Raw genomic sequence first — 26993 nt, 5'->3', positions numbered from 1 at the left:
CCCCGTTTTGTGTAAACAACAGCCGACCCTTAGTGGTCGGTTTTTTTTTGATTTTTACAAGAAATAATAACTTCATGTGATATTCATCACTTAATTATATCGCGCTCAATAAGTACTTTTCTCCATAATTACCTCACAGTTTCTCCATTATTCCCAACACGATTTTCTTAATAGTTGATATCTAATCCTCGGAATTAATAAGGAATTTTTGGAATATTATTAATGAACATTGTGGAGAGGGTTTATTGGTCAGCGGAGGTTCAGATCCGTTACTATAGATAAAGTCAGACCAATCCCGCTGATCGCTTCAGTGGAGACAGGTAGACTACCGGTGCCACGCAAGACCTTATTTTTCAACTGTTCAGGGAACCCCATGCCACAACAGGACCAGCCAGATAACATTTCCAAAGCCAGAATGCTTCTGGCAACCCGCCGTTTTCTCAAACTCGACGAGTGGCTGTTGTCACATATGCGTAGCTGGCAGAATCAGGGCGAAAGCCACAGCGATTACGGATTATTAATGCATCCGTCCACGCTGTTTGGCGGCACGGAATCCCAGACGCTAAATCCGCTGGAAATCCTCAGCGACTGGGCGCAACAGTGCCCGCAGAGCTATCACGCGCATGTTTTGCTGGGCATGGTCTGGCACGAAAATGCCTGGATGATCCGTCAGGCACCCAATGAAGAAGACATCGAAGATCACCAGTGGCTCGGCGCTCAGTTGTGCTGCGATTACGCGGTGCTGGCCTTTCTGAAAGCCATTGAACTGCATCCCCGCCCGACGCACGCTTTCCGCCATATGATGAACCTGAGCGGGGGTTTTGGTGAACCTTACTGGCTTAAATCTCTGTTCGCCGGTGAAATCCCTAAACCGCTGCATGAAAAATTTTCGATTCAGGGCAGCGAAGTCTGGCAGGCGGGCATCGCGCATATTCATGCGCTGGGTTTTGAACCCGCGACGCACTGGCCGCAGTCTTTACCCGCCGCCCTGCAACAAACCCGCAAAGCGGACGAAGAGGCGCTCAATTACTGGCTGCGCATGGCGATGTCGGTACGCCATGCGGACGTCGGCACGATGGAATCCTATCTTTTATTCCATTCCGCATTCTGGGGCGGCAGCGACGAGCAGCAGATGCTGATTATCGACAGCCCGCTGTGTGCGGAATTCAGCGACGATGAACGCAATCAGTTCCGCGCAAATGCGCTGTGCGATGCGTTATCCGGCGAAATCGCGGACCGGGAATCCCCGCGCGCCGCGCAATTACAGCAGCATCTGGCAGATTTGCTCGCCCAACCGCTGGAGCCCGCTACCCGCATCCGTTTGCTGGATCTGGCCGGAATTTGCATGGCGTACTGGCAGGATGACGATCAGGCAGGTCTCGCGGTTTATCAGGATCTCTTCGCGGTTTCCCCGCAGGCGATGCCCGGCCATTTTGCCGCCCTGTTTATCTCCCGTGCCGTACTGGCAAACGGCCATCAGGAAGGCTTGCCCATTCTGACGCAGCTTCTGACCCGTGCGCTGAGCCAGGCCACCGATCCGGTGCTGGTCAGCTTTGCCGCCGCCGCGTTGCAATATGGCTTATACGGATTGCCCGCCAGACGGGAGCTGAGCAGCGGATTAATGGAACACGCCTGGTCTTTGATGCAGCAATCCGGCGACGAACAGCCGGTGAAGGATCTGGTCACGCTGGCGCACGACATGGCGATCAACGACGATCTGGACGCCGCGCATTTCCTGATGACCGAAATGGCGCGTCATGGCAGCGCCATTCATTGTTACGAGCTGTATTTTTTCTACCGCAACGGCTGGCATCAGGATGTGCCGGAGCAATATCATAACGACAGCAACGCGATGGATTGCGTGCTCAGCGCCGCACGCTCCGGGCTGGTTCCGGCCATGTTTACCTGCGCCAACGCCCTGCGCGAAGGCCTCGGCGCAGAGCCGGATTACGAACAAGCCATGCACTGGTATCAGCGCGCCGCCGACGCCGGACATCTTTCCGCCGCCTACTTCCGCGCCAGCTGTGCGCTGGATAACGGTACAGAAGCGGAAAAACGTCTCGCCACCGACCAGTGGTTGCCAGAAATTCTGCATAACGCCACGCATCCCGATCGCGCCGAAGCCGCCTACACGCTGGGCATGGCATGGCTGACGGGCACCGGCACGAAGAAAAACCGTTACACCGCCGGCAAGTTCATTGAGTTTGCTCTCGAACTGAATCCCGAATCCGAAGCCGCCAGACAGGTGCATCAGGATCTCAACGGCTCACTGCGGGCACGCATGAATTTATGGCAGGATAAACGGAAAGCTGAAGTGGAAGATCCGATCGCGCAATTCCGTCAAATCCATGAAAACTTCCCTGAAAATTCTTTGGAACCCGTCCCGCAATCTGACAACAGCTAAAGCGCTATTCCTCCTGAATAAGATTATTGTGGTTTACAACTTGTAAACCACAATATTACCCCTTATATTGTTCACAGGATGTGAACTCAGGAGCGCTATGCATGTTATTGCAAAGGAAGCATTCGACCAGGCTGTACGGCTGCATCCAAACGACAAAACGGCTTTACTGGCAACTTATCGCGGGCTTAAAGAGAGTGACTATCCCACGCCAGAGCATTTGAAATCCGTTTTCCCCAGTCTCGATAACTTCCGCTACAGGCCGAAATGGTGGGTCATTAACGTCGGCGGCAATAACCTTCGCCTCATTGCCTATATCAATTTCGTGAACAAGCGGGTGTATATCAAACACATCGTCACACACGGGGTTTACGATCAATTGGACAAACACTACAGGACTTACACACAATGATCGCTGAAGCCATTGAAGCCAGTAAAGCGCTGATGGAAGCAGTGCCGTTGCTTGGCGGAAGTACCAGCACGGCCGATTATAGAAGTGCGCTCGAGCTGATTGATTACCTGATTGAACACGATGATGAAAACCCGCTTATCGAATTTCTGAGCGCAAAAATTGAAAGTTATGAGCGCCTTCATGCCGATTTTGTGCCGTTCAATACCGCACTGGAAAATCTGCCCCGCGGCGTGGAAGCCTTGCGCCAGCTAATGAAGGACTACGGACTGAAGCAAAGTGATTTGCGTGAAGAAATCGGTGGTAAATCGCTGGTCAGTCAGATACTGAGCGGTAAACGCTCGCTGACCGTAGAGCATATCCGCGCGCTTGCGGTACGGTTTAATGTTCCGACAAGTGTGTTCATCGGGTAGAGGATTTGCATGGGCCGATGCATGTGATACCTTTTGGAAAGGTGCAAATTTAGGTTTTTCACTTGCAGTCATGCTTAAAACACAGGTCAAGACCTTGGGCTCGCCGCCCAAACTGGCCTCAAGGAGCGCCTATCGCCGCGCCCCTTGAGAATCCCGGGCTCTTAAACTGCGCGCTATCGCTGGGTCGATGGACATGTTCTGGAACATCGGCGTGTGGCGCGAAATCTTGCCGCTGCGCGGTGCCTTCCTCGAGGGCTTCGAGCCTTGCGGTCTCGAACCCTCGGTCAGCAAAATTTCTGAGTGCGCCAGATTGCCTTTGTAAAAGATTAAAACCAGCCTGATTTTGAATTTAGATAAGCCCCCAGCCGCTTTCAAAAAGCATGCTGAATTACATAGCCAGTGGCCGCTTTCAGAAAGCTTGCCGAGCGAAGTGTTTCGAGACCAATGGCTCGAAACCGAGTTAGGGAACCGCGCAGCGGCAAGTTTTCGCGGCAATAGCTGTAGCGCCTGAAACGTAGCCAGCCAGCGATAGCGCGCAGTTAAAAAGCGCGGGTGTCCAGAGGGCGCGCGCGTTAACGCGCCCTTTGGGCCAGTTTGGGCGGCGAGCCCAAGGTGTTGACCTTAAAGCACGTTTGGATGGCACCCCAAGGCTTTAATCTAAAATTTTAGGCTTTTAAAAGCCGAAAAAACAGGCGGCTTACCTGTTAACTTACCGCTCTCTGAGCGACTCCTTCACTTTATTCAGTGGTTTAATCAGATAATCCAGCACGCTTTTCTGCCCGGTTTTGATATCCACGTTCGCCACCATGCCGGGAACGATCGGGAACTGGCGTCCGGCTTTGTTGGTCAGGAACGCTTTGTCCGTCCGGACGTAAACCCGGTAGTAATACTGGTCGCGCTTCACTTCATCCTGCAAGGTGTCCGGCGATACACCTTCGACTTTGCCTTCGAGATCGCCATAAATCGACGAGTCATAGGCCGAGATTTTGACCGTTGCCGGCAATCCTGGCCGGATGTAGGCGATGTCACGCGGGTTGATGCGCGTTTCGATCAGCAACTGGTCTTCAATCGGGACGATTTCCATCAGCTTGCCGCCCGGCTGGAGCACGCCGCCGACGGTGGAAACCTGGATGTCTTTTACAATGCCGTGGACCGGCGAATACAGCTCGGAACGGGTGACCTGATCCTCTTTACCCGCCATCACCTGCAACTCCGCATCCAGATCGGCGTTGTTTTTCACCTGCTCTTCACGCGCACGCACCGCGTACTGGTTGGTCGCATCGTCGATTTTGCCGCGCAGTTCGCTGGCCTGACGTTTCAGGCGGATGACTTCCACCTGCCCCGCCGCGCCTTTGGCGACCAGCGGCTGGGTCATGTTGATTTCGTCGTTCACCAGTTTGAGGGACTGATTCAGGTTGGTGACCGTTTCGTCACGGTTCTGTTTCCGCGATAAATAAAGCTGACGTTCGCGCGCCACCAGCTCCGGGGATTTCATGGTTTCCGGACTGAATTTCAGCGGTGCGCCGGTCAGCTCTGCGCTCAGGCGCTCAGAAGAAGCGCGAAGGGTTCTGACGCGTGACGCGGCTTCACCGTAGTTCGATTGCGAACGGGTCGGGTCAAGCTGCGCCAGAAGCTGTCCGCGGCTGACCACCGAACCTTCCTGTACCATCAGCTTTAAAATCACGCCGCCGTCCAGAGAATCAATCTGCTGCGCTTTGCTCGACGGCGTCACTTTGCCGGTGCCGACCGTCACTTCGTCCAGCACGGCGAAACGCGCCCAGACGAAGAAGACCAGCAGGCTGCCGAGCGTCACCCAGATAATCCACGACACTTTCCGGCTTTCGGCTTCGAACTCATCATTCAATGTTACGTGTGCCATACGGATCCCTTAGCAGCTCAGGCTGCGCCCTGTTTGGTTTCAGCCACCACCGCCGCGGCCGGAGCCGGTGTGTTGGTGGCGGCAGTTGCCAGAATGTGATCCCGTGGCCCGTCGGCCACCACCCGTCCGTTATCCATCACCACAACTCTGTCGACCAGTTTGAGCAGCGCCGGACGGTGCGTGACCACAATCAGCGTGCGGCCAACCAGCCACGCGTGAAGCTGGCAGATCACGTAATCCTCAAGCTGTTCATCCATCGACGCGGTCGGTTCATCGAGCAACACCACCTGCGGATTGCGCAAAATCATGCGGCTGAGCATCACCATCTGGCGCTGACCGCCGGACAATCCGCGCCCGCCTTCGTTGATGATTTTGTCGAGGCTGGAGGCGTCGGCCTGCACCATCGACAACGCGCCGCTGATGCGCAGCGCCTGTAACATTTCCTGATCGGTGGCATGCGGATAACCGAGCATCAGGTTCTGGCGCAATGTGCCGAAGAACAGCCGCGAATCCTGCGACAGATAACCAATCTGACGGCGGATATCGGCCGGTTCGACTTTGGTCATGTCGACGCCATCAATCAGGATTTTGCCCTGCGACGGGCTAGCCTGGCCGGACAGCAATTTCAGCAGCGTCGATTTACCCGCCCCGACTTTGCCCAAAATCGCCACCCGTTCGCCGGGTTTGATTTCCAGCTGACCAATACCGAGCACGTTCGGCGAATTCTCTTTGTCGTAGGTGTATTGCAGATTGCGCACGTTGAAATGGCCGCTCAGCGTCGGGCAATGCGACAGCTCCGCATCGGCAGGCCGGTCGATGGGCTTTTTCAGCAATTCATCCAGCCCGCGCATGGCGCTTTTCGCATGCTGCCAGCGGGAAAAAACCATCGTCAGCTGCATTAACGGCGCGATGGTGCGCGAGGAAAGCATGCTGCTGGCGACCAGCGTACCGGTGGTGATATCGCCGTTCAGCACCAGATACACCCCGAACACCAGCATCCCGCCGTAGGTCAGTTGCTGAACCGTTGACGCCCAGCCGGTGAGGCGTGCGCCCCACAAGCGTTGTTTCATGCCGACGGCGGCGCTGACTTCATGGGTCTGTTCCCACTGACGCTGAAAATACGCTTCCGCCTGCAACGCTTTGATGTCTTCAATCCCTTCGATGGTTTCCACCAGCACGGCATTGCGCAGGGCACTTTCGCGCATGCCTTCTTTCGCCAGTTTTGCCATTGGCCACTGGATCAGAATACCGGGGATAACAATCAGCGGGATCGCCAGCATCGGGATGATCACCAGCGGGCCGCCGATGAAGAACATGATGCCGAGAAACAGCAGGACGAACGGCATGTCGGCAGCAGCACTGACGGTCGTTGACGTCAGAAGTTCGCGCACCTGATCGATTTCACGCAACTGGGAAATAAAGGAACCAGTTGATTTTGGCCGGTCGTCATTTTTGATGCTCATCGCCCGCACAAAAAACAGCGATGACACTTTGAGGTCAATCTTTTTGCCCATGAGATCGGAGACCAGCGTGCGCATCAGGCGGATGACGTATTCCATCCCCGCCGCCAGCACCACGCCGAAGAACAGCACCCACAGCGTCGGGAAAGATTGCGCGGGGATGACGCGGTCGTACACCTGCATGGAGAACAAGATCCCCGCCAGCGCCAGCACGTTCCCCAAAATGGAAGCCAGCGAGATTTCTGCGATTTTTCTTCCGGAACCGCGAAAGTTTTCCCAGAACCAGTGCTTTTTATGCGGCTGAACAAACTGGTCAATGCGCTCGTCGCGTCCGCGCGGTGCCACGCCAACCAGAAAGACCGGGCCGGTGCTTTGCTCAAGCAAGGTCACCAGTTCCGCCGAACGCAGTAAATCGCCGCCGTCACTCAGCCAGTAATCGACATTGCCGTCGTCATGCAGGTGCTCCAGAACCGCGATACCGCCCTGTTCGAGCGTGATCACTGCGGGCAAAACTTCCTGCCGCCAGCGCACCTGATTCCAGCTGACCATGCCGATTTGTAATCCCATCAGGCCGCTGAGGCGGTCAAGCTGACGGCGTAAAGGCTGATGCTCAAACCAGCGCATTTGCTGGCGAAGAAATAGCGGATCGGCTGGCTTACCGAATGTTTCGGCCACGCGCCCCATGGCGCTTATCCAGACGTCGATCGACAAAGGTGTTGCTGCTTCATTGCTCATTTCAACCTCGTTATCGAATGCTTCTGGCGGTTTCCTGTTCTACAGTTTTCTGTTCTACAGTTTTCCGTTCTACAGATTGGGGATAGTGTCACCGGTCTGTTTCTGGCGGTCGATGCCCAGCATGTCGACCAGATTGTCGACGGCGGCGGCGTAGCGCACCGTGGCGTCCCAGCCGTCATACAGCGCACCAATACGCATGGTGTCGGCCTGAAAAACGTCCTGCTCGACGCTGAGTAAATCATTCAGGCTGCGCTTGCTGAGTTTGTATTCGTCCTGATACACGCTGCGGGTGTGCGTGGCGCTGGAATATTGCTCCTCGCCCGCCACCTGCCGCTGCTGTCCGCCGATCATGTCGGCATAGGCGGTGGAGGCTTTCTGATTGATATCCAGCTTGGCTTTTTCAACATCCGCCTGCGCCGCCTGACGCTGACCTTCCGCCGCCCGGACTTTGGCGCTGACCGCGCCGCCCTGATACACCGGCGCATCGACCACCAGCTGGAGCTGATCGTCCCAGTACGCACCGCTGCCGCCGTTATTGTCATAACGCGTGCGACCCGCCTGGACTCTCACCGTCGGCCAGTGCTGGGCTTCGGCCTGATTGACCTGTTCGATCGCTGCCTGTTGCTTGGCCTGTGCCGCGCGAACCAGCGTACTGTTTTCATAAGGGATTTTGTCGAGGGTGACTTTCTGATTGAGCAGGCTCTCAGGCAGATCCGGCAGATCACTGGAGACCACGCCGGTCAGTACGATCAGTTGCGCCTGTGAGGACCGCGCCTGCGCGCGGTATTGTTCGACGGTCGCCCGCATACCCGCAATGCGGGTTTCTGCCTGCAAGACGTCAGACTGAGAACTCAGCCCGGCGTCGGCGCGCAGTTTGGCGGTATCCCTGACGCGGGTCAGCGATTCGATATTGTCCTGCGACGCCAGAACCAGCGCCTGATAACGTTTGACCGACAGATAGGCCTGCATGGTGCTGAGCGCCACGTCGGTCATCGTGCTGTAAAGTGAGAAACGATAAGAGTCAGAGAGATACTCCTGCTCGCTAATACTGCCGTTGGTTTTCCCGAAATCCCACAACAGCTGGCTGAGCTGAATGCCCGCCGACCCGTTGCTGCTCTGGTCTCCCGAGGCATACGTCTGACGGGATTTCCCGCCCGCCCCTTGTAATGAAACCTGCGGATACCACGCACTTTTCGCCGCATCCAGATTCCCGCCGCCCACGCGAATTTGCGCCGCGGCTTCTGCGATTTGTGGATTTCGCGCAAACGCCCGCAAGATGGCATCCCGTAATGTCAGGCTGGCACGCATCTCTTCCGTCGGTGCCGCCTGCCAGTTAAATTCCGGCTGTTTAACCGCCGCCAGTACCACGCTGTTCCCTGTTAACCCCGTCAGGCACAAAGTGCCCAAGATGACGGCCATCGACCGTATCACTTTCTTATTTTTCATTACCGACACCACTTAATTACGCCGATAGGTTTCGGCTTGCTCCTTCCCTCTCACGAGGGGAAAGTGGGGAGTGGGTTTGGCTGGCAACGCCTGAGTCGCCATTAATACCCCACCCCAACCCTCCCCTCGCAGGGGAGGGAGCAGACCGCGATCCGATTTACAACTAGTTTTGCTGAACGTGTAACCCGTGCTGCACCAGTACGTCTCCCAGCGTATTGGATGTATCGAGTGAGGCATTGTGGTAAACGTCGAAAGTCAGGCCATCCACCGTGCGTTGTCCGGTTTCCGCCCACGCGCCGTCGGTGCCCATTTGCAGATTCACCAGGCTGCCCTCGCCCCTTTGATGATCACTTCGTCCGTCGGGTTGTCCTTCACGCTCAGCGCCTCGTGCAGATTGAGCGAGATGCTGTTGGTGCCGGAAGTGCCCAAATCGAAGATGTCGATGTGTTCAACTTTCAGCCCGAGCAGGGTCAGATCAAGATGCTGATTGGTCCCCGCCAGCAGCAGGGTATCGACACCGGTTCCGCCGTCGATTTGCGAGAAATCGAGTGTGTGAACCGAGATGGTGTCGTTACCGGAGCCGCCGATCGCCACGCCGTCCGTGGCCGTCAGATCAATGGTGACGCCGCCAATTGAGAACGCCGTGTCCGCATGAGATGTGGTGTCCGACGTTGTACTGGTCGAGGTGCTGGTGCTGGACGAACTGGTGTCCGCCGTGACCAGCGGATCGGTCAGCGTGCTGGTGGTGTGCGTGGTGGTGTCTGTGGATGAGGTACTGGTATCGGTGGTGTGAACCGCCGCCAGCGTGTGGGTATCTTCCACCGCCAGAGACTGAACGGCGAGCGCGTTGGTGTCCGGCGGCAGCGTTGAACCGGCAGCCAGACCGACGTGGACGTCAAAGCCATTACCCGCCGCATCGACCGCTTTCAGTTCAACAATGTTGCCGGTCAGCGCGGCCAGCAGAGTGAAAATGCTGTAGGCACTGAACACGGAGCTACTGAATTTCACCTGCCATGAACCGTCGGCCTGCACCACGCCCTGCAAGGTGTTGCCCAGCAAGGTAACGCTGACTAACCCGCCCTGTGCAATGTTGCGGCTGGTGCCGGAGAGCGACAAGCCACCCGTGAGGATCCCACCCAGCAATCCGGTAAGGGATCCCACTGCGTTGAGTGCCGCCAGCGGCAGTTCGTGGGTCAGAACGGTCAGCGGATTCGAGGAAGTCGCAATGTTGCCCACGGAGTCCGTGACCACCACGGAAACCTGTGTCGAACCGTCGGCCAGCCCTTTCAGCTCTGCGGAGGTAAACGGCACACTCCAGACGCCGTTGGTGATGGTGCCGGTATGCGTCACCGTCCCCACGGTCACGCTCACCGTGCCGTTCGTCAGGTTGGACGTGCCGGTAATGTTGGTGTTTGCGCCCGCTTCTGCCGCGTTCAGATAATGGTCGCCGCCAAACAGCGTATTGACCACCAGCGTTGGCAGTGTATGAATGCCCACCGTTGCGGAGGCGTTGCCACTCACCGCATGACCTGCGGCGTTAGTGACGGAAGCCGCCACGTTCAGCGTGCCGTCGAGCAGGCTCGAGAGCGTGAGTTGCGGAATGGCAACGCTGAAGGTGCCGTCGGCTTTCACCAGCGCGGTCAGGATGTTACCGCCGACGTTGATGCTGACCGTCGAACCCTGCGCGTTGGTGGTGGTGCCGCTGATAGTCTGGGTAAGCAGCGCATCGGCGGCGTTGAGCAGGCCATCTCCAAACAGCGGATTGAGGGTGATGGTTGGCAGAGACTGCGCGACCACGCTCAGCGCACTGGTGACAGACGCCGGGTTACCGGTGACGTCCGTCAGGCTGGCGACCACGTTTGGCGTGCCGTTAAGAATGGCCTTCAGATCCACCACCGGAACGGTGACGCTGAATACGCCGCCGGTGCCGGTTGTCGCCACGTAGTTTTTACCGTTGAGGCTAATCTGTACCTGGGTTCCCACCGCCACGTTGCTGGCGACACCGCTGATGGTCTGGCCGGACAGCAGGTCAACGACATTCAGCACGCCATCACCAAAGATTGGGTTAAGAACAATCGATGGCAGGGTGTGGATACCGACGTTGATGCCGACAGTATTCGATGCGGTGTTGCCCACCGGATCGGTCACCGAAGTGACGATCGTCAGGCTGCCGTCAAGCAATCCGGCCAGTTGCAGCGGCGAAAGTGACGCGGAGAATTTGCCGTCACTGCCCACGGCCGCCGTCAGATTCAGCAAGCCGTTACCGATGTTGATGTTGACCGTTTCACCGACGCGTCCGTTGGTCACCGTACCGCTGAGGGTCTGGGTGAGCAGCGCTTCAGCGGCGTTGAGAATTCCGTCACCGCCGAAGATCGGATCCAGCACGATTTTCGGTACTGCGTTGACGATGGAGGTTAGCGAGCCGTTGACAGTGCTGGTATTGCCGCTGCTGTCTGTGACCGAAACGCCCACCACAAAGGTGCCATCGCCCAGCGCTTTCAGGTCACCCGGTTGCAGGGTGATGCTGAAGGCACCGGCGTTGTCGGTCACGCCGAGGAAGGTTTTGCCGCCGAGCGTCACCTGAACCTGCGTGCCCGTCGCCACACCACCGATCGTCCCGCCAATCACCTGCGTGGTCAGGGCATCAGCGGCGCTGAGCAGCCCGTCACCCAGCACGGAGGTCAGGTTAATCACCGGCCTGACGAGGTCGAGTACGGCATTGGCCGCCGCAGTGCCGACGTTACCCGCCGCATCCACCACGCTGACGCTCACCGCCGCCGTTGTACCGGCCAGCGTGCTGAGAATATCCGGCGTGACCGTGACCAGGAAATGCCCCGTCGCATCCACCACGCCATTAATCGTCTGCGTACCAACCTGCACCGCGATCGCCGTCCCCGCTGCCACGTTCGACACGGTTCCGCTGATGGTCTGATTAACCAGCAAATCGGCAATATTGAGCACGCCATCGCCAAACACCGTGTTGAGCACGACGGTTGGCAGGTTATGGATTGCAATCCCACCGGAATATTGGTGCTGGTGGAGTTGCCCGCAGGATCTGTCAGCGTAATGCCAATGTTCAGATTGCCGTCGAGCAGCGTCGCCAGATCGCCCGGCTGGATGCTGATATTCCAGGTTCCCGCCGTCACTGTGGTGTTATAGGTTTTACCGCCCAGCGTGACGGTTACCTGCGTGCCATTGACTGCCGTTGCCGCCCCGCCGATGGTTTGCGCGGTCAGCGCTTCGACCGCATTCAGCAGGCCATTGCCGCCAAAAATCGGATCCAGCGCGCCGAGTACCGGCAGCGTTTTCAAGACGTTGATGTTCAGCGGTTCAACTTTAACGTTACCGGCAGCATCGGTGATGGTCAGATTCAGAACCTGCGCGCCATCCCCTAATGCACCGAGCAACGTTGCCGGAATGGTGAAGGCCCACGCCCCGTTGGCCCCGACGATGGCAGAGAGCGGCGTCCCGTTAATGACGGTAGACACCACTGAGCCCACACCAGCGCCAATCGCCGTGCCGCTGAGGATTTGCGCAACCTGAGATTCCGCCAGATTGAGGTATCCGTCGGTCAGCCCTAACCCGCTGGCCACGCTGACATCGAGCAATTTGTTGAAGAAGATATCCAGACCGGCCGAGACGCTGGTGGTGTTGCCCGCCGCGTCCGTTACCGTCGCCGCGAGGGTCAGGGAACCGTCGTTGAGCAGCAACATTTGCGCCGGCGTCAGGTTCAGCGACCAGGCACCGCCCGGCTGGATGAGTGCCGTCCCGATGGTCGCGCCACCGAGTGTCACCGTCACCGTCTGACCATCCGCACCGGAGGACGTCCCGCCAAGCACGACGTTCACCAGCGATTCAGCCAGATTAATGACGTTGTTTCCGGCTACGACGTTAAGACCCAGCAACGGCGCGGAGGTATCGACAGTGATCGGATGTGGCGTCGCAGTACCGAGGTTACCGGCGGCATCAGTGACCGTGGCCGTGATGGTGTTCGCCGTCCCCTGTGGCAGCGCCTGCAAATCGGCCGCCGGTACGCTGACCGACCAGACACCGCCGGTCAATACGGCCGTGGTGTAGGTTTTTCCGTTCAGCGTGACGGTGACTATGCTACCCACGTCATTGTTGTTGTTATCAACCACCGTCCCCGAAATGGTTTGCGCCGATTTCGATTCAAGGTTGTTGATGGTGTTATCGGCGGTAAAGTCGTTAATGGTCACCACCGGCGCGCTGGTATCCACCAGCACGTTTTGTGTGGCGTTCGTCGGAGGAATAAGTGTGGTCGCAGTGACCGTCGTGGTCGCGCCGTTGGTAAATTCAGTCGCCGCCACAGAGACTGACCAGACACCGCCAACCACCACGGCGGCATGCGGGTTCAGACCTACCGTCACATTGACCAGTGTGCCGTCCGGCACATTGAGGACTTTACCGGACACCGTGATGTTGGTCGGGTTGCCATCCGCCACGTTGATGACGTTATCGCCGGTGACCGGATCAATCGTCAGCGTTGGCGTCACCGGAGCCGTCAGATCCACGGTAACCGGCAGGGAAATGCCGTTAGCCAGGTTACCGGCCAGATCCTGAACCTGTGCGGTGATAATTTCACCATCGGACAGCGTAGCCAGCTCTGCCGGTGTCAGCGTCAGGCTCCAGGAACCATTCGCCTGTACGGTCGCCTGATGCGTAATGCCACCCAGTGTCACGGTCACCTGTTGCCCGGCCTGCACATTCACGGTAGTCCCGGTAATGGTCTGCGGGTTCTGGCTTTCGGCGTAGGTCAGGTCGAAGCCCGTACCGGCGAACGACGTCACAGCAACCGTTGGCAACTGGGTCACCGCAATGCCGGCTTCCGTGGTCGCCGTGCCGCTGTTGCCGCCACCGTCAGTCACGGTTACAACAATCGCCTGCTCCCCTTGCGCCAGCAGCGACATTTCAGCAACGGTTAACGTGGCGGTCCAGTTGCCGTTGATATCAACCGTCACATTCGCCACGGCCTGGCCGCCGATGGTGACGGTCACCACCTGTCCGAGTTCAGCCGCGCCCGACAAACCGGTGGTTCCGGTCAGCGGTTGCGGTGTCAGCGCTTCGCTGGCGTTCAGGTAGCCATCGCCGAATGGTGTGTTAATGGTGACATCCGGTGGCGTCAGGTAACTGGTAAACGGATGCGCCACAGACGTGCTGTTACCGGCCGCATCGGTGACGGTGACATTAATGTTATGCGTGCCGTTGACCAGCGAGTTGAGTACGCCCGCAGGCAGCACCACCGACCAGTCACCGCTCGCCGGATCCACCGTGCCGGTGTATGTCGTGCCGCCAACATCAATGGTCAGTTTCACGTTCTGGTTATTGCCGGTGATACCGGTTGTCCCGGTGATCGTGTTGATGGCCGCCGCTTCGGCGATATTCAAAATGTCGTTACCAAACGCCAGGTCAATACCCGGCGCCGGAGCAGAAAGATGCGACGTAAAGCTCAGTGTGGCATCCGTATGGTTACCGACGGAATCCGTCGCGGTCACCGTGATGGCGTGCGTTGCCGTCGCCAGCCCGAGCGTTGCCAGCTGGGCAGGCGTCAGGTCCAGACTCCAGTGTCCGGTCGCAGGATCAACCGTTGCCGTAAACGGACTGCCCGAGATGCCCGCAATGGCGACGCTGACGGTTTGCCCTGCGCCGGTCACTCCGGTGGTGCCGGTAATCGTCTGTCCGCCAACGGCTGTGGATTCCGCAATGTTCAGCGTACCGTCACCAAATGGCAGGTCAATGGTCGGGGCTGGCAGATTATGAATCTGCACGCCTACAGAGACTGGCAGCACAGACGAGTTCCCGGCGCTGTCGGTCACGGTCACGACGACCGGCCAGGTGCCGTCCTGCAAAGCCAGCAGTTGGGTGGACGTCAGTGAAACACTCCAGGTTCCGTTCGCTGCATCAACCACAACCGGCACGGCGTTACCGTTGATGACCACGGTGACGGTCTGGCCCGGACTGGTGATCCCGGTGGTACCGGTGATGACCTGACCCAGAGGGTCAGACGCTTCGTCGAAGTTCAGAATGCCGTCGGTAAATGGCGTATTGATGCCAGCGACCGGCAGCGTGTGCGTGAGTGCGGTGAAATCAAGGGTTCCGGCAGTGCTGACGTTGCCCGCACTGTCGGTGGTGGTCACGCTGATGGTGTGCGTCGCATCCGTCAGCCCTTGCAACAGACCGGAAGGCACGGTGGCCGTCCAGACGCCGTTATTGCCGACCGTTGCCAGCACCGGTGTGCCGTCAATGGTCACCAGCACGGTCTGGCCTGCGCCGGTAATGCCGGAAGTGCCGGTAATCAGCTGAGTGGCTGCCGCTTCGGCGACATTCAGAATGCCGTCTGTAAATGGAATATTGATGGTCGGCACCGGCGGTGCGCTCAGTTCAATATCCAGACTGGCGCTGGAAGACGCCGGGTTACCGGCCACATCCTGCGCGGTCACGGTGACCTGTACCACGCCGCCTGGCAGCGCGCTGAGAACGCCTGCGCCAACAGTCGCGGTCCAGCCAAGTCCGTCCGGATTAACCGTCCCCGATACCGGCGTCACCAGCCCCGGAATGGTCACCAGAACAGTCGTGCCTGGTAACAACCCGCTGCTGGTGCCGGTGAGTGTGATCCCGGCAGCCGCTTCACTGATATTGAGCACGCCGTCACCGGCCACAACGCCCAGCGTCAGCACCGGCAGCGCATGAATTGCCAGCGTGAAATCAGCAGAGTTACTGGCGGTATTACCCGCCGCATCGCTGACGCTGACGCTGACCGTTTTGTTGCCGTCCGTGGTGATGGCCTGAAGATCCACGCCCGGTATATTCAGCGTCCACACGCCGGATCCGTTGGCCGTGCTGAAGTAATCCTTACCGTTAAGCGTGATTTTGACGACCAGATTCGGGTCAGTCAGACCGGTAAGCGGAAGCCCTGCGACGGCTTCAGCCAGATTGATGTAGCCATCAACGCCGGTATTGACCGTGACGCTCAGCGTCGGTGCAATCAGATCTACCGTGACGTTTTGCGTCGCGGTCGCCACGTTTTGCGCCACATCGTCCGCCGTGACGGTGAAGGTGTTATTGCCTGCTGGCAGTTCCTGAACCTGCGCCGCCGTCAGCGGAATGCTCCAGCTGCCATTGGCCTGCACGGTCGCGGTATAGGTGTGGGTGTAGCCTTCACCGGTGATAACCAGTGTGATAATCCCGCCCGCTGGAACACGGGCAGACGTCCCGGTAATGGTCGTCGCCTGATTGTGTTCGATGATATTGATGTTGCTGTCGCCGGACACCGCGTTAATGGTCACCGTTGGCAAATCACCCGGCTGGGCAATCACGGTGGCATTATGCGACGCCGTTGCCGGGTTCAGGGCAACGTCGGTGACGGACGCGGTGACCGTCAGCGGCCCGTCGGACAACCCGACCAGATCTGCCGCCGGTACGGTCGCCGTCCAGCTTCCGTTCGGCTGCACAATGGCGGTGTAGGTCTGGCCGTTAAACACAACCGTCACAACCTGATTTGCTTCTACATGCGTCGTGGTACCGGTAATCGGGACATCACTCCCTTTCTCGATGGCGTTGATGTAGTCATCGGTGGAAACCGCGGTAATGGTCAGCGTTGGCAAATCAGCCGCCGCGGCATCAACGCTGAAGGTGTGGCTTCCGGTGGTGACGTTCCCCGCCGCATCAGTGATGGTGGCTGTCAGCGTATAGGTAGTATCCGTCAGTGACTGCACCACATCACTTGGCAGCGCGAAGCTCCAGCTACCGTCCGGTTGTACAACCGCGTTGTAAGTCACGCCGTTGAAGCTCAGCACCACAGACACCGTCTGACCGGCATCCGGCAGATCAGACGTTCCGCTGATCACCACCGTTTGCAGCGTTTCAGCGGCATTGATGATGTCGTCGGACGCCACCGGATTAAAGCTCAGCGTTGGCGGCGTGAAATCGACGGTGATCGCGCTGCTGGTGCTGCCTGCGTTACCGGCGCTGTCTGTGGCGGTGACCAGAATAGTCTGCCCGCCTTCCCCCAGCCCCTGCAAGGTCAGCGCGTCAAGACTGACGCTCCAGTTGCCGTTCGCATCAACAATCGCCGGGTGATCGACACCCTGAATATTCACTACCACCGTCTGACCTGCGCCCAGAACGCCCGTTGTGCCGCTCAGGGTTTGCGCAGAATCCGCTTCATTCTGGTTGAGGAAGGTATTGCCAAACGGCGTGTTGATGCTCGGGATCGGCGGATGCGCGGCAACCACGGTGTACGTTTCCGTCGTCGTCGTGGTATTCCCGGCCAGATCTTTGAGCGTGGCGGTTAAGGTGTAGCTGCCATCCGCCGTCCCGGTCAGTGCGCCCGCCGGAACGTCGAAACTCCACGCACCGCCAGATTGCACGACGGCCTGATAAGTCTGACCACCAAATTGCAATGTCACCGTCTGTCCGGCATCGGCTGCATCTGCCTGCCCGGACAGGGTAATCACACCGGCCAGTTCCAGCGCATTAATGACGTTATCGCCCGCAACGTTGCCGAGCGTCAGCGTTGGTGGCGTGAAGTCGATATTCACCGAACCGGTCGTGGTGCCGGTGTTGCCAGCGGCATCCGTCACATTGACCTGAACCGGCGTTGACCCTTCGGTCGCGCCGGTCAGGGTGCCCGCTGGCACGGTGACCGTCCAGGTGCCATTGCTGGCAACGGTGCCGGTCAGGGTATGTCCGTCGATAACCACCTGGACCGTCTGCCCGTCGCCGGTCAGACCGGTGGTGCCGGTTAATGTCTGTGCGGCAGCCGCTTCGGTGGCGCCCAGCTGGCCATCACCGAACGGTACATTAATCGTTGGAACCGGCGGATGCGTATAAATGCCGATATCGACCGTGCTGGTCACGGTAAGTGCATCGATGGTAACGGTGGTCGCAATCACATGGCTGGTGCCATCCGCCAGCCCCGCAAAGGCGGTTGACGGAATATTCACTGACCAGTGACCGGCGGCATCAATGACTATTGTCGGGTAATTCTGCCCGCCCAGCGATACGGTGACGACGGTGCCAATCGGTACATTGCTGGTGGTTCCGCTGACGGTAACCCCGGCCGCGGCCTCTGCCACGTTGACGTTATTGTCACCGGCGATGGTGTCGATGGAAATGCCGCCCAGCGTGGAATTCACAGTGATCGGATCACTGCCGGTCGCCGGGTTACCCACTTTATCGCTGACGGTCACATTGATAGACGCCGGGCCGTTGTCCAGTTCCTGCAAGTCGGTAGCCGGAACAGAAACGCTCCACGCGCCGCTGGCCAGCACGGTGGCGTTATACGTATGTGCGCCCAGCGTGACGAGCACGGTCTGACCGGCTTCCACATGCGTCGTTGTCCCGCTGATGACCTGCGCGGTCTGGCGTTCTGCGCCGTCGAGCGTATTGTCACCGGCAAAGGTGTTAATGGTAATGGCAGGAAGCAACGCAGGATCCGCCACGAGACTCACCGGCGTACTGCTGCTTCCGGTATTGCCTGCCGCATCGGTAATGCTTGCGGTCAGGGTGTACTGACCGTTGGCAACGCTGTCCAGGGCGTCAGCCGGAATATTCACCGTCCACGCGCCACCCGCAGCCACTACACCGGTATAAGTGTGCCCGCCGATGGAAACCGTCACCGTGCGCCCGACTTCGGCCACGCCGGTGGTGCCGGTGACCGCAATCACCGCGCCCGCTTCTGCCGCATTAATGATGCCGTCACCGGCGACCGGGTTGATCGACACGGTCGGCGCGACGGTATCGACCGTGACCGGAACCGTGATATTGCTGGTATTGCCTGCGGCATCGGAGGCGGCGACCTGAACGGCCGTCGAACCCTGCCCCAGCGCGGAAAGTGCCGCTGACGGAACGGTGACGGCAAATGAGCCGTCTCCGGCAACCGTCGCAGTGTAAGTTTCGCCGCCCAGCGTGACGGTGACCGTCTGGCCATTGCCGGACGCGCCGGTGTTCCCGGTGAGGGTCTGGCTGGTGGCGGTTTCAGCCGCATTCAGAATGCCATCGCCAAATGGCGGATTGAGGGTCACGGCAGGCAGGTTATGAATGATGACGTTCAGCACATCGGTGCTGGTGACCGGATTACCGGTCGCATCGGTCGCACTGACGCGGATTGTGTTCGGGCCATCGCTGAGTGTTGCCAGATCGCTGGCGGAAACCACTGCACTCCAGGCACCGCCCGCGCCAACAGTGGCGGTGTACGTTTTACCATTGAGCGTAATAGTGACCACGCCGTTCACCGGCACGTTGACCGAGGTTCCGCTTATTGAAATACCGGCCGCCGCTTCAGACGCATTGAGCTGGTTATCGCCGGTCACCGGATTGACGGACAGACCGCTTTGCAGATTATTAACGGTGATCTCTTCGGTACCGTTGGCCAGATTCCCGGCTTTGTCGAGCACGGTCGCGCTGATTTGCAGCGTTCCGTTAGTCAGTGCCGTCAGTGCTGAAGAAGGGATGCTGGTGCTCCAGCTGCCATTGGCCTGCACGGTCGCGGTGTAAACAATACCGTTGAGTAAAAGAGAAACCACCTGACCGGCTTCCACATGTGTGGTTGTACCGCTCAGGGTCTGCGCTGCTCTTTGCTCTGCGCCATCAACAATGTTGTCACCGGCAAAAGCATTGAGGGTAATAGTCGGTGCATTGGCCGGATCAGCCACCAGTTGAACATTCGAGGCGACAGTCGTGCTGTTACCGGCGGCGTCTGAAAGCTGCGCGGTCAGCGGATATTGCCCGTCAGCAACGCCCGCCAGCGCCCCGGCTGGCACCGTCACGCTCCACTGCCCGTTGACGCCGACAACGCCGGTGTATGACTGGCCGTTAAGCGTCACCGTGATCGTGCGACCCGCATCCGCAATCGAAGCTGTCCCGGTGATTGCAACATCGGCCGCCGCTTCACTGATATTGACGTAACCGTCGCCGGAAACCGGATTAATCGTCAGCGTAGGTGCGGTCAGGTCAACCGTCGCGATGCCGTTCAGCGTCGCGGTATTTCCCGCAACATCCGTGGCAAGAACCACAATCGCGTTCGCGCCTGCTGGCAGCGCCTGCAAATCAGCGGAAGGCACGTTAACGGTCCATACCCCCGTGTTACCGTCCACAGTTGCCGTATACGTATGCCCGCCCAGCGTGACGGTCACCGTCTGACCATCACCGGCTTTGCCAGTCGTACCGTGCAGGCTGCCAGCGGCTGAGGCTTCGGCAATATTGAGATATCCGTCGCCAAACGGCGTATCCAGTGTCGGAACCGGCGCGACATTATCAACACCCACGGCAACGCTGTTGCTCAGCGTAGTGCCGTTGATCGCCAGAACGCTCGCCGTAAAAATCAGCGTGGTCGGATCCAACGATTGTAAATCGGTGTGTGACAGCGCCATCGACCAGCGGCCATCAGGCTCAACGATAGCCAGACGGATCAGGCCGCCGAAAGTCACGGTCACCAGTGCAAACGGTGCGACACCCAGCGTCGTCCCCGTCACAAAAATACCGTCGGCAGTTTCCACGGCGTTGATCACGTTATCGCCGCCGACAGGATCGATGGCAATCCCGCTCTGGCCGGAATCCACCGTGAAGGTGTCAGAGCCCGGTGTCGCGACGTTGCCCGCTTTATCAGAAACAGTGGCGGTAATGGTTTGCTGACCATTTGCCAGTACAACCACGTCCGCCGCCGGGATGATCACATTCCAGTTGCCGCTGGCACCCACTGCTGCGGTGTACGTGTGGCCATTCAGGGTAATCGTGACGATCTGCCCTTCTTCAACGCGTGTCGTTGTACCGCTGATCGTTTGCGCGGTCTGGCGCTCTGCCCCGTCAACAATGTTGTCAGACGCGAACACATTTACGCTGATTTCAGGTGGCTGGAGCGGGTCGGAAGCAACGTGAATCGTACTGGTATTGGTGGTGGAGTTACCGGCGGCATCCGTCAGCGTCGCCGTAACGGTGACATCCTGATTGAGATTACTCAGAGAACCTGCCGGAATATTCAGGCTCCAGGTGCCGTTCGGCTGGACCACTGCGCCGTCGTAATTCACGCCATTAATCGTGATAACCACCGGACGACCGGCTTCAGTCACCGACGCCGTCCCGGTCAGGGTCATGACGCCTTCTGCTTCTGCCACGCTGATGTAACCGTCGCCTTCCAGCGGGTTAACCGTCAGTGTCGGTGCAAGGGTATCGACGTTAAACGGCGTGGTGATGGCATTATGGTTGCCCGCCGTGTCCGTCACGGTCACCGTAATGTTGTTCGTGCCTTGCGGCAGATTGCCGAGCAACGAAGGCGGCACGCTGACCGTGAAACCGCCATTGCTGTCCACTGTGCCGGTCAGTTGCTGCCCGCCAATCGTGATGGTGACTGTTTGTCCGTCGCCTTTCAGACCGGTGTTACCGGTCAGTGTCTGCGTCGTGGTGGATTCGGTAGCATCGAGGGTATTGTCATCACCAAACGGAGAGTTCAGCGTCGGCGGCACACCGTGAATAGCCACATTCAGATCTGCGGTCTGGCTGATGGTATTGCCCTGGGCATCCACCAGGCTGATGGTCAGGCTGGTTTCACCGTCGGTCAGTGCCTGTAACGCTGAGGAAGGGACATTCAGGCTCCAGCCGCCGTCGGCGTTGGTGGTGGTGTGATACGTCACGCCGCCGAGGACAACGGTAATTTGTGTACCGGCCGCGACATGCAATGTTGTCCCGGTGATCACCAGCGTCGACTGCGCTTCGGTGGCATTGAGCTGACCGTCGCCGGAGATCGGGTTGACGGTCAGAATGCCCGCGTTGTCATTGATGACAAAGCTTTCCGGCGTAGTGGTGGCGTTACCGGCGGCATCGGTCAGCGAAGTCGTCAGGGTATAATTCCCTTCCGCCAGCGCGGACACCACGTTGGCCGGAATGGTCACCGACCAGGTGCCTTCTGCGGTCACGGTCGCGCTGTAATGGACGCCATTAAGAACGACATCTACGGTGCGCCCGGCTTCAGAAGCCGAGGCGGTTCCGCTCAGCACCAGAGGCTGCTGGTGTTCAACGGCGTCAATGACGTTATCACCATCCACCGGATTCACCGTCAGCACCGGTGGCGTCGTGTCGACCACCACGGTGACGCTTTTGGTCACGCTTTCGCCGGTGGTGTTGGTCACGGTCACGCTGACCACGTAGGTACCGTCAGCCAGCGTATGCAATTGTTCCGCCGTCAGCGGAACGCTCCAGTTACCACTGCCGTCAACGGTCGTCGTATACGTTTTTCCATTGATGGTCAGCACGATGGTGCTGCCTGCGGCGGCGTGGGTGGTGGTGCCTGTGAAATTCTGTGTACTTTCTGCTGCAACTTTATTGAGTACGTTGCCATTGGCAAAGGTCGCCAGCGTCAGCGTCGGGGGCTCATTGGTATTTCCGCCCGTATTCCCGCCGGTGTTGCCGCCAGTATTTCCGCCGGTGTTCCCTCCGGTGTTCCCACCTGTATTTCCACCTGTATTTCCGCCGGTATTCCCACCTGTATTTCCGCCGGTATTTCCTCCGGTGCTCCCACCGTTATTACTGCTGCTGCCCCCGCCGCCACCGCCGCCACCGGCGGCAATCGCGATGCCCGCACCGAGCGCAACAACGCCCAGAACCGCGGCTAACACACCAGGGCTAAAGTTGGAGGAATCTTCGAGTAAAACACCGATATCCGGGATGGTTTGATAAGCGGGAACAATCGGAACGGCACCGGCTGTGGCACCGGTATCAACGAACGCGGCGTGTTCTATTGGGTGAACGCCGTCATCAAACACCAGTACGCTGTCTTCGGCACCTTCTGTGTTGAAGAAGCTGTGGTAGCGGACGGTGCTGCCGTCTTTCATGTGGATAACGAGATCATTGCCCACGCGCTCATAGCTGGAAACGGCATCACGGGTGGCGTGAACGCGGATTATGCTGGCCTGATTGAGGGTAACATCCTGACTGGCGCTGGAAACCTGAGAGATCACTGCACCATTTTTACGAGAGAGAACATCAATAACAACGCTACCGTTCTGAGCCATGTTGTACCCCTATAACATCCAGTTGAGACTCACACGCGCATGGCCCACGCTTTCCGGTTCCGGAGAAGGGAGGTTCAGCAGGTATGAAGACCATTACGAAAATGGGTTAACTTCCAACTGGTGTTTAGGAATGCCATAGACTACAAATCGAGCAATTAACAACTGACTGAAGGCTAAAATGTTCTTTTTATGTAAACGTTACGGTAACTTTTTGTCCGAAACTCCATAAGTTATATGCATGATTTAAGTTAAATGCATAAAAAAAAGATAATCTTTAAGATAAAAAATATTAATCGTTTGGAGCGGAAATATAAGTTTGACGAGGCGTATTTCCTGTTCTAGCTCAAAGCGTGAAAAATCAACACCCTGAAAAAAAACAAGTTTGTGACAATCACTTAATGAATGAGGGGGATCATTATTAATAAAATCAAGTGTCAGGCGCTCAAAAAACCCATCATAATGACTTACCAATTGTGTGATCCTCCCTTAGATTTTCTGGCACTAATGTATTACCCCGGTAAATAATTAAGACTATGCGCAATCACAGTGGCTTATGCTTTCTGATAAAATGCCCGGCGAGTACGTCTGTATGTCAGCGATGCCTCCCAGCATGGCTATCGCCTCCGTGACAACGCCGGGTTATACAGGTATTTTGGCGGGTTCCGCGCGGATGGGTTTGATCGCGTAACTGAGCAGTTTATCCGTCGCATTGGGCTTCGTGAACGCCATGATGTTATGTGTCACGGCCTGCGCAAAAGCCGTGCTCCGATCACAGAGTAATAACAAGAATGAAGGAAAATACTCATCATCATGGCTGGTAAATTTTTATCGCTGACATCAACCAACATCACGCGTTTCTTCTGGTTGTTCATTCTGCTGCTGGTGGTGGGGCTGGGTCTTTACGGTTACAACTACACCAATGCGTACATGAACGACAAGCTGCACACAACGCAGACCCTCGCCGATCAGTTGCAAAAGCGTATCGATAAATACCGATACATGACCTATCAGATTTACGACAACTTCACCGGCCAGCCGCTCACGCCCGATGCGGTGAATGCGCAGGAAATCCGACTGCGCCAGGATATGTTCTTCGTTTCCAAGCCGCACAAGAAAACCGATGCCCTGATCTTCGGGACGCACGACAGCTCAACGCTGGATCTCACCCTGAAAGTGTCGGCATTTCTCGACGACCAGTGGGGCTCAGCCACCCTGCCTTACTCGCTGTATTACCTGAACGGTCAGGATAACAGCATGATGCTGATCACCACCGTGCCGCTTCAGCAGCAGGATGCACGTCTGAAAGAAAATTATTTCACCAGCACGCTGCAATCGCGCCGCGCTGAAATGCTCCAGCAGGCCAATACGCTGGACGAACGTGAAAGTTATTCCCCGCTGCGCAAATCCCGTCAGAGCAATGATTATTCATTCTCACTGCGCACAACGTTCAATAATCCGGGCCATCTGGCGACGGTGATCGCCTTCGATTTGCCGATGAGCGACCTGATCCCGATCAGCATGGCGCGGGACAATTTCCAGCTCAACGGCAACACCACTGACGTTAACGAGGGTGATCCAAACGACGACAGCGCTGCGAGTACCATTACGCTGCAAGGCTGGTCGCTGGTCTTCACCGTGCCGCTGAATAACTCCCCGCTGTCGCTGACCTATCGTGTGCCGCTGTTGAGTCTGGTGGTCGATCTCTCGCGCAATAACTTCTGGCTGATCCTCATCAATCTGTTCCTGATGGGGCTGGCGATGGCGAGCATCTATTTCATCCGCCATCTGTACATCCGCCCGAGCGAAAATATGGCGGCGCAGTTGCAGATGCAGCAGGCGCTGAATCAGGAAATTATCTCCGGCCTGCCGCTCGGTTTGCTGGTCTATAATTTCAGTAACCACAGCGTGATCCTGAGCAACAAGATTGCCGATCAGCTGTTGCCGCACCTGAGTCTGAATAAAATCGCCAATATGGCTGAGCAGCATCACGGCACTATTCAGGCCACCGTCAATAATGAAGTGTATGAAATTCGCATGATCCGCAGCCAGATTTCCCCGGAAACTTACCTGTTTATGCTGCACGATCAGGATAAAGAAGTGATGGTGAACCGGACGCTGCAACAGGCCAAACGCGAATTCGAAAAGAATCTGCAGGCACGCAAACTGATGCTGCATAATCTGGGTATTGAGCTTAATCAGCCGCTACAGGAGCTGAACGGGCTGGCGCTGGCACTGGCCGAAGAACCGCAGCCAGAAGAGCGCCAGATGCTGGAAGCCAAACTGCTGAATGAATCGCGTAACGCGCTGACGCTGGTGGATAACATTACCCTGCTGACGCGACTGGAAACGCAGGACTGGCAGCCTTCCAGCGAGAGCTATGTTTTGTCGGCGTTGGTCGATGAACTGTTGCTCGACGCCCTGCCCCGCCTCAGCCAGAAAGGGCTCGGGTTGCTCAATCATTTCCAGATTGCGCCGGAAACCACGTTCGTGGGGGACATACAGGCGGTGAAGAAAATTCTGTCGCTGCTGCTTGATTACGCCATCGTCACAACGTCGTTGGGTAAAATCACGCTGACCAGCGAACAGGACGAAGATCGTCCGGATCAGCTGATCTTCCACATTAACGACACCGGCAGCGGAATATCGAAGGAAGAGTTGAGCAATCTGAATTATCCTTTCCTGAGCCAGACGTTAGTCGATCGCTTTAATCACGGGTCAGGACTGACGTTCTTCCTGTGCAATCAGTTGTGTAAAAAACTCGGCGGTCAGCTCGAAATCCGCAGCAAGCTGAATATCGGTACCCGTTACACCGTCCGCGTAAAACAACGCCCGCAAGCGCAGGAAGTGGAAGCCGGACACGAGAAGCTGCTCAATGATGTCACCGTTTTACTCGACATCACCTCTGAGGAAGTTCGCGGAATTGTCACACGGACCATGAATGCCTATGGCGCGGTGTGCATCGTGGCCGATGAGCGCCAGGTGGCGCGTGATTACGATGTTTTGCTGACCGATAATGCGCAAAACAGCGACAAATATACGCTGCTGCTGACCGACGATGAAGCCGGTTTCCAGCCGCTTGAAAAGCATTATATCCGCGTCAATTACAACATCAGCAGTGCGCTGATCGACGCAACCTTACTGTTAATCGAACAGCAATTTTCTGTTTCTGATGACAGTGTTTCACCCGAAGAACCCGGAGAAGACTCTCCCGACCATTATGAAAAGCAGTTAAAATCAAGCGATTACTATCAGCTTTTTGTCGAGACAGTACCGGAAGATCTTGAGAAACTGTATAATGAAAACCAACGTCGTGATTTCACATCACTGTCCCAAACAGCACATCGCCTCAAGGGGGTATTCGCTATGCTGAACCTGACTCCCGGCAAGCAAATGTGCGAAGCGTTAGAGCAATGCATCGCAGATGGCGATGCATTACAGATTACTGAAACCATCAATCACATTGATTCTTTTGTCTCCAGACTGCTCCAGCAAGGTAGCTAATCACATGAATACTATGAACGTAATTATTGCTGATGACCATCCTATCGTCCTGTTTGGTATTCGTAAGTCCCTTGAACAAATTGAATGGGTGAACGTTGTCGGTGAGTTCGAAGACTCAACAGCACTGGTTAACAGCTTAAGTAAACTTGACGCCCATGTTCTGATTACCGACCTTTCTATGCCGGGCGACAAATTCGGCGATGGCATTACGCTGATCAAGTACATCAAACGTCACTATCCGCAGTTGTCCATTATTGTTCTGACCATGAACAATAATCCGGCAATCCTGAGCTCTGTTTTGGATCTGGATATTGAAGGGATTGTCCTGAAACAAGGCGCGCCAACCGATTTACCTAAAGCGCTGGCCGCGTTGCAGAAAGGCAAGAAGTTCACGCCTGACAGCGTCGCCAAACTGCTGGAAAAAATCAGCGCTAACGGTTATGGCGACAAGCGTCTGTCTCCGAAAGAAAGCGAAGTTCTGCGTCTCTTTGCAGAAGGTTTCCTGGTGACTGAGATTGCGAAAAAGCTGAACCGCAGCATCAAAACTATCAGCAGCCAGAAGAAATCTGCGATGCTGAAACTGGGGGTGGAAAATGACATCGCCCTGCTTAACTATCTGTCTTCCGTCAGCTCTCAGCCGGTAGATAGAGACTAACATTTCAACAGGTTAACCTGGTTGTTAAACGTTAAGATATGAAAAAGGCACCCTCGGGTGCCTTTTGTTT

Annotated in this window: 11 protein-coding genes and 1 pseudogene; 6 read left to right on the top strand and 6 right to left on the bottom strand. The window is 57.1% G+C overall.

What is annotated here, in order from left to right; translation table 11 throughout:
- Nucleotides 1-373: 373 nt before the first annotated feature.
- The 4 genes from ACM5QY_RS11375 (at nt 374) to ACM5QY_RS11360 (ending at nt 3545) form a co-directional block, all read left to right on the top strand.
- Nucleotides 374-2404, top strand: a complete 2031-nt coding sequence (locus ACM5QY_RS11375; protein WP_416120713.1) for a DUF4034 domain-containing protein — start codon at nt 374-376, stop codon at nt 2402-2404.
- 97 nt (nt 2405-2501) lie between these two features.
- A complete protein-coding gene (locus ACM5QY_RS11370) occupies nt 2502-2813 on the top strand; it encodes a type II toxin-antitoxin system HigB family toxin (protein ID WP_416120712.1) in 312 nt (103 codons plus the stop codon).
- Complete coding sequence (locus ACM5QY_RS11365) at nt 2810-3223, top strand: helix-turn-helix domain-containing protein (protein WP_416120711.1); 414 nt, start codon at nt 2810-2812, stop codon at nt 3221-3223. The genes ACM5QY_RS11370 and ACM5QY_RS11365 overlap by 4 nt, the downstream gene beginning before the upstream one ends.
- Before the next feature lie 193 nt (nt 3224-3416).
- Nucleotides 3417-3545, top strand: a complete 129-nt coding sequence (locus tag ACM5QY_RS11360) for a hypothetical protein (protein ID WP_416120710.1) — start codon at nt 3417-3419, stop codon at nt 3543-3545.
- Between the two features lie 387 nt (nt 3546-3932).
- Here ACM5QY_RS11360 and ACM5QY_RS11355 read toward each other — a convergent pair whose 3' ends face one another.
- The 6 genes and pseudogenes from ACM5QY_RS11355 to ACM5QY_RS11330 form a co-directional block, all read right to left on the bottom strand.
- Nucleotides 3933-5102 carry an HlyD family efflux transporter periplasmic adaptor subunit gene (locus ACM5QY_RS11355; RefSeq protein WP_104921308.1) on the bottom strand — a complete coding sequence of 390 codons (1170 nt, stop codon included), beginning with the start codon at nt 5100-5102 and terminating at the stop codon, nt 3933-3935.
- A gap of 17 nt (nt 5103-5119) precedes the next feature.
- On the bottom strand, nt 5120-7297 hold the full coding sequence (locus tag ACM5QY_RS11350) for a type I secretion system permease/ATPase (protein ID WP_416120709.1): 2178 nt from the start codon (nt 7295-7297) through the stop codon (nt 5120-5122).
- A 69-nt stretch (nt 7298-7366) separates the two neighbouring features.
- On the bottom strand, nt 7367-8743 hold the full coding sequence (locus ACM5QY_RS11345) for a TolC family outer membrane protein (RefSeq protein WP_416120708.1): 1377 nt from the start codon (nt 8741-8743) through the stop codon (nt 7367-7369).
- A 163-nt stretch (nt 8744-8906) separates the two neighbouring features.
- Nucleotides 8907-9065 (bottom strand): hypothetical protein, encoded by a 159-nt coding sequence (locus tag ACM5QY_RS11340; protein WP_416120707.1) that lies wholly within the window; start codon nt 9063-9065, stop codon nt 8907-8909.
- A complete protein-coding gene (locus ACM5QY_RS11335; RefSeq protein ID WP_416120706.1) occupies nt 9062-11731 on the bottom strand; it encodes a beta strand repeat-containing protein in 2670 nt (889 codons plus the stop codon). The genes ACM5QY_RS11340 and ACM5QY_RS11335 overlap by 4 nt, the downstream gene beginning before the upstream one ends.
- Before the next feature lie 110 nt (nt 11732-11841).
- Nucleotides 11842-22767, bottom strand: a pseudogene (locus tag ACM5QY_RS11330) (Ig-like domain-containing protein); the annotation flags it as partial.
- 810 nt (nt 22768-23577) lie between these two features.
- On the opposite strand from ACM5QY_RS11330, the gene rcsD reads away from it, so the two are divergent.
- Both rcsD and rcsB read left to right on the top strand, forming a co-directional pair.
- Nucleotides 23578-26268 (top strand): phosphotransferase RcsD, encoded by a 2691-nt coding sequence (gene rcsD, locus ACM5QY_RS11325; protein WP_416120705.1) that lies wholly within the window; start codon nt 23578-23580, stop codon nt 26266-26268.
- Between the two features lie 4 nt (nt 26269-26272).
- Nucleotides 26273-26923, top strand: coding sequence for a response regulator transcription factor RcsB (gene rcsB, locus ACM5QY_RS11320; RefSeq protein WP_416120704.1), 651 nt, complete (start codon nt 26273-26275; stop codon nt 26921-26923).
- Nucleotides 26924-26993: the final 70 nt, after the last annotated feature.

Source organism: Rahnella sp. PCH160 (assembly GCF_047784855.1).
Classification (GTDB): domain Bacteria; phylum Pseudomonadota; class Gammaproteobacteria; order Enterobacterales; family Enterobacteriaceae; genus Rahnella.
The sequence above is the reverse complement of the archived record's forward strand: the minus strand, read 5'-3'. Positions and strand labels throughout refer to the sequence as shown.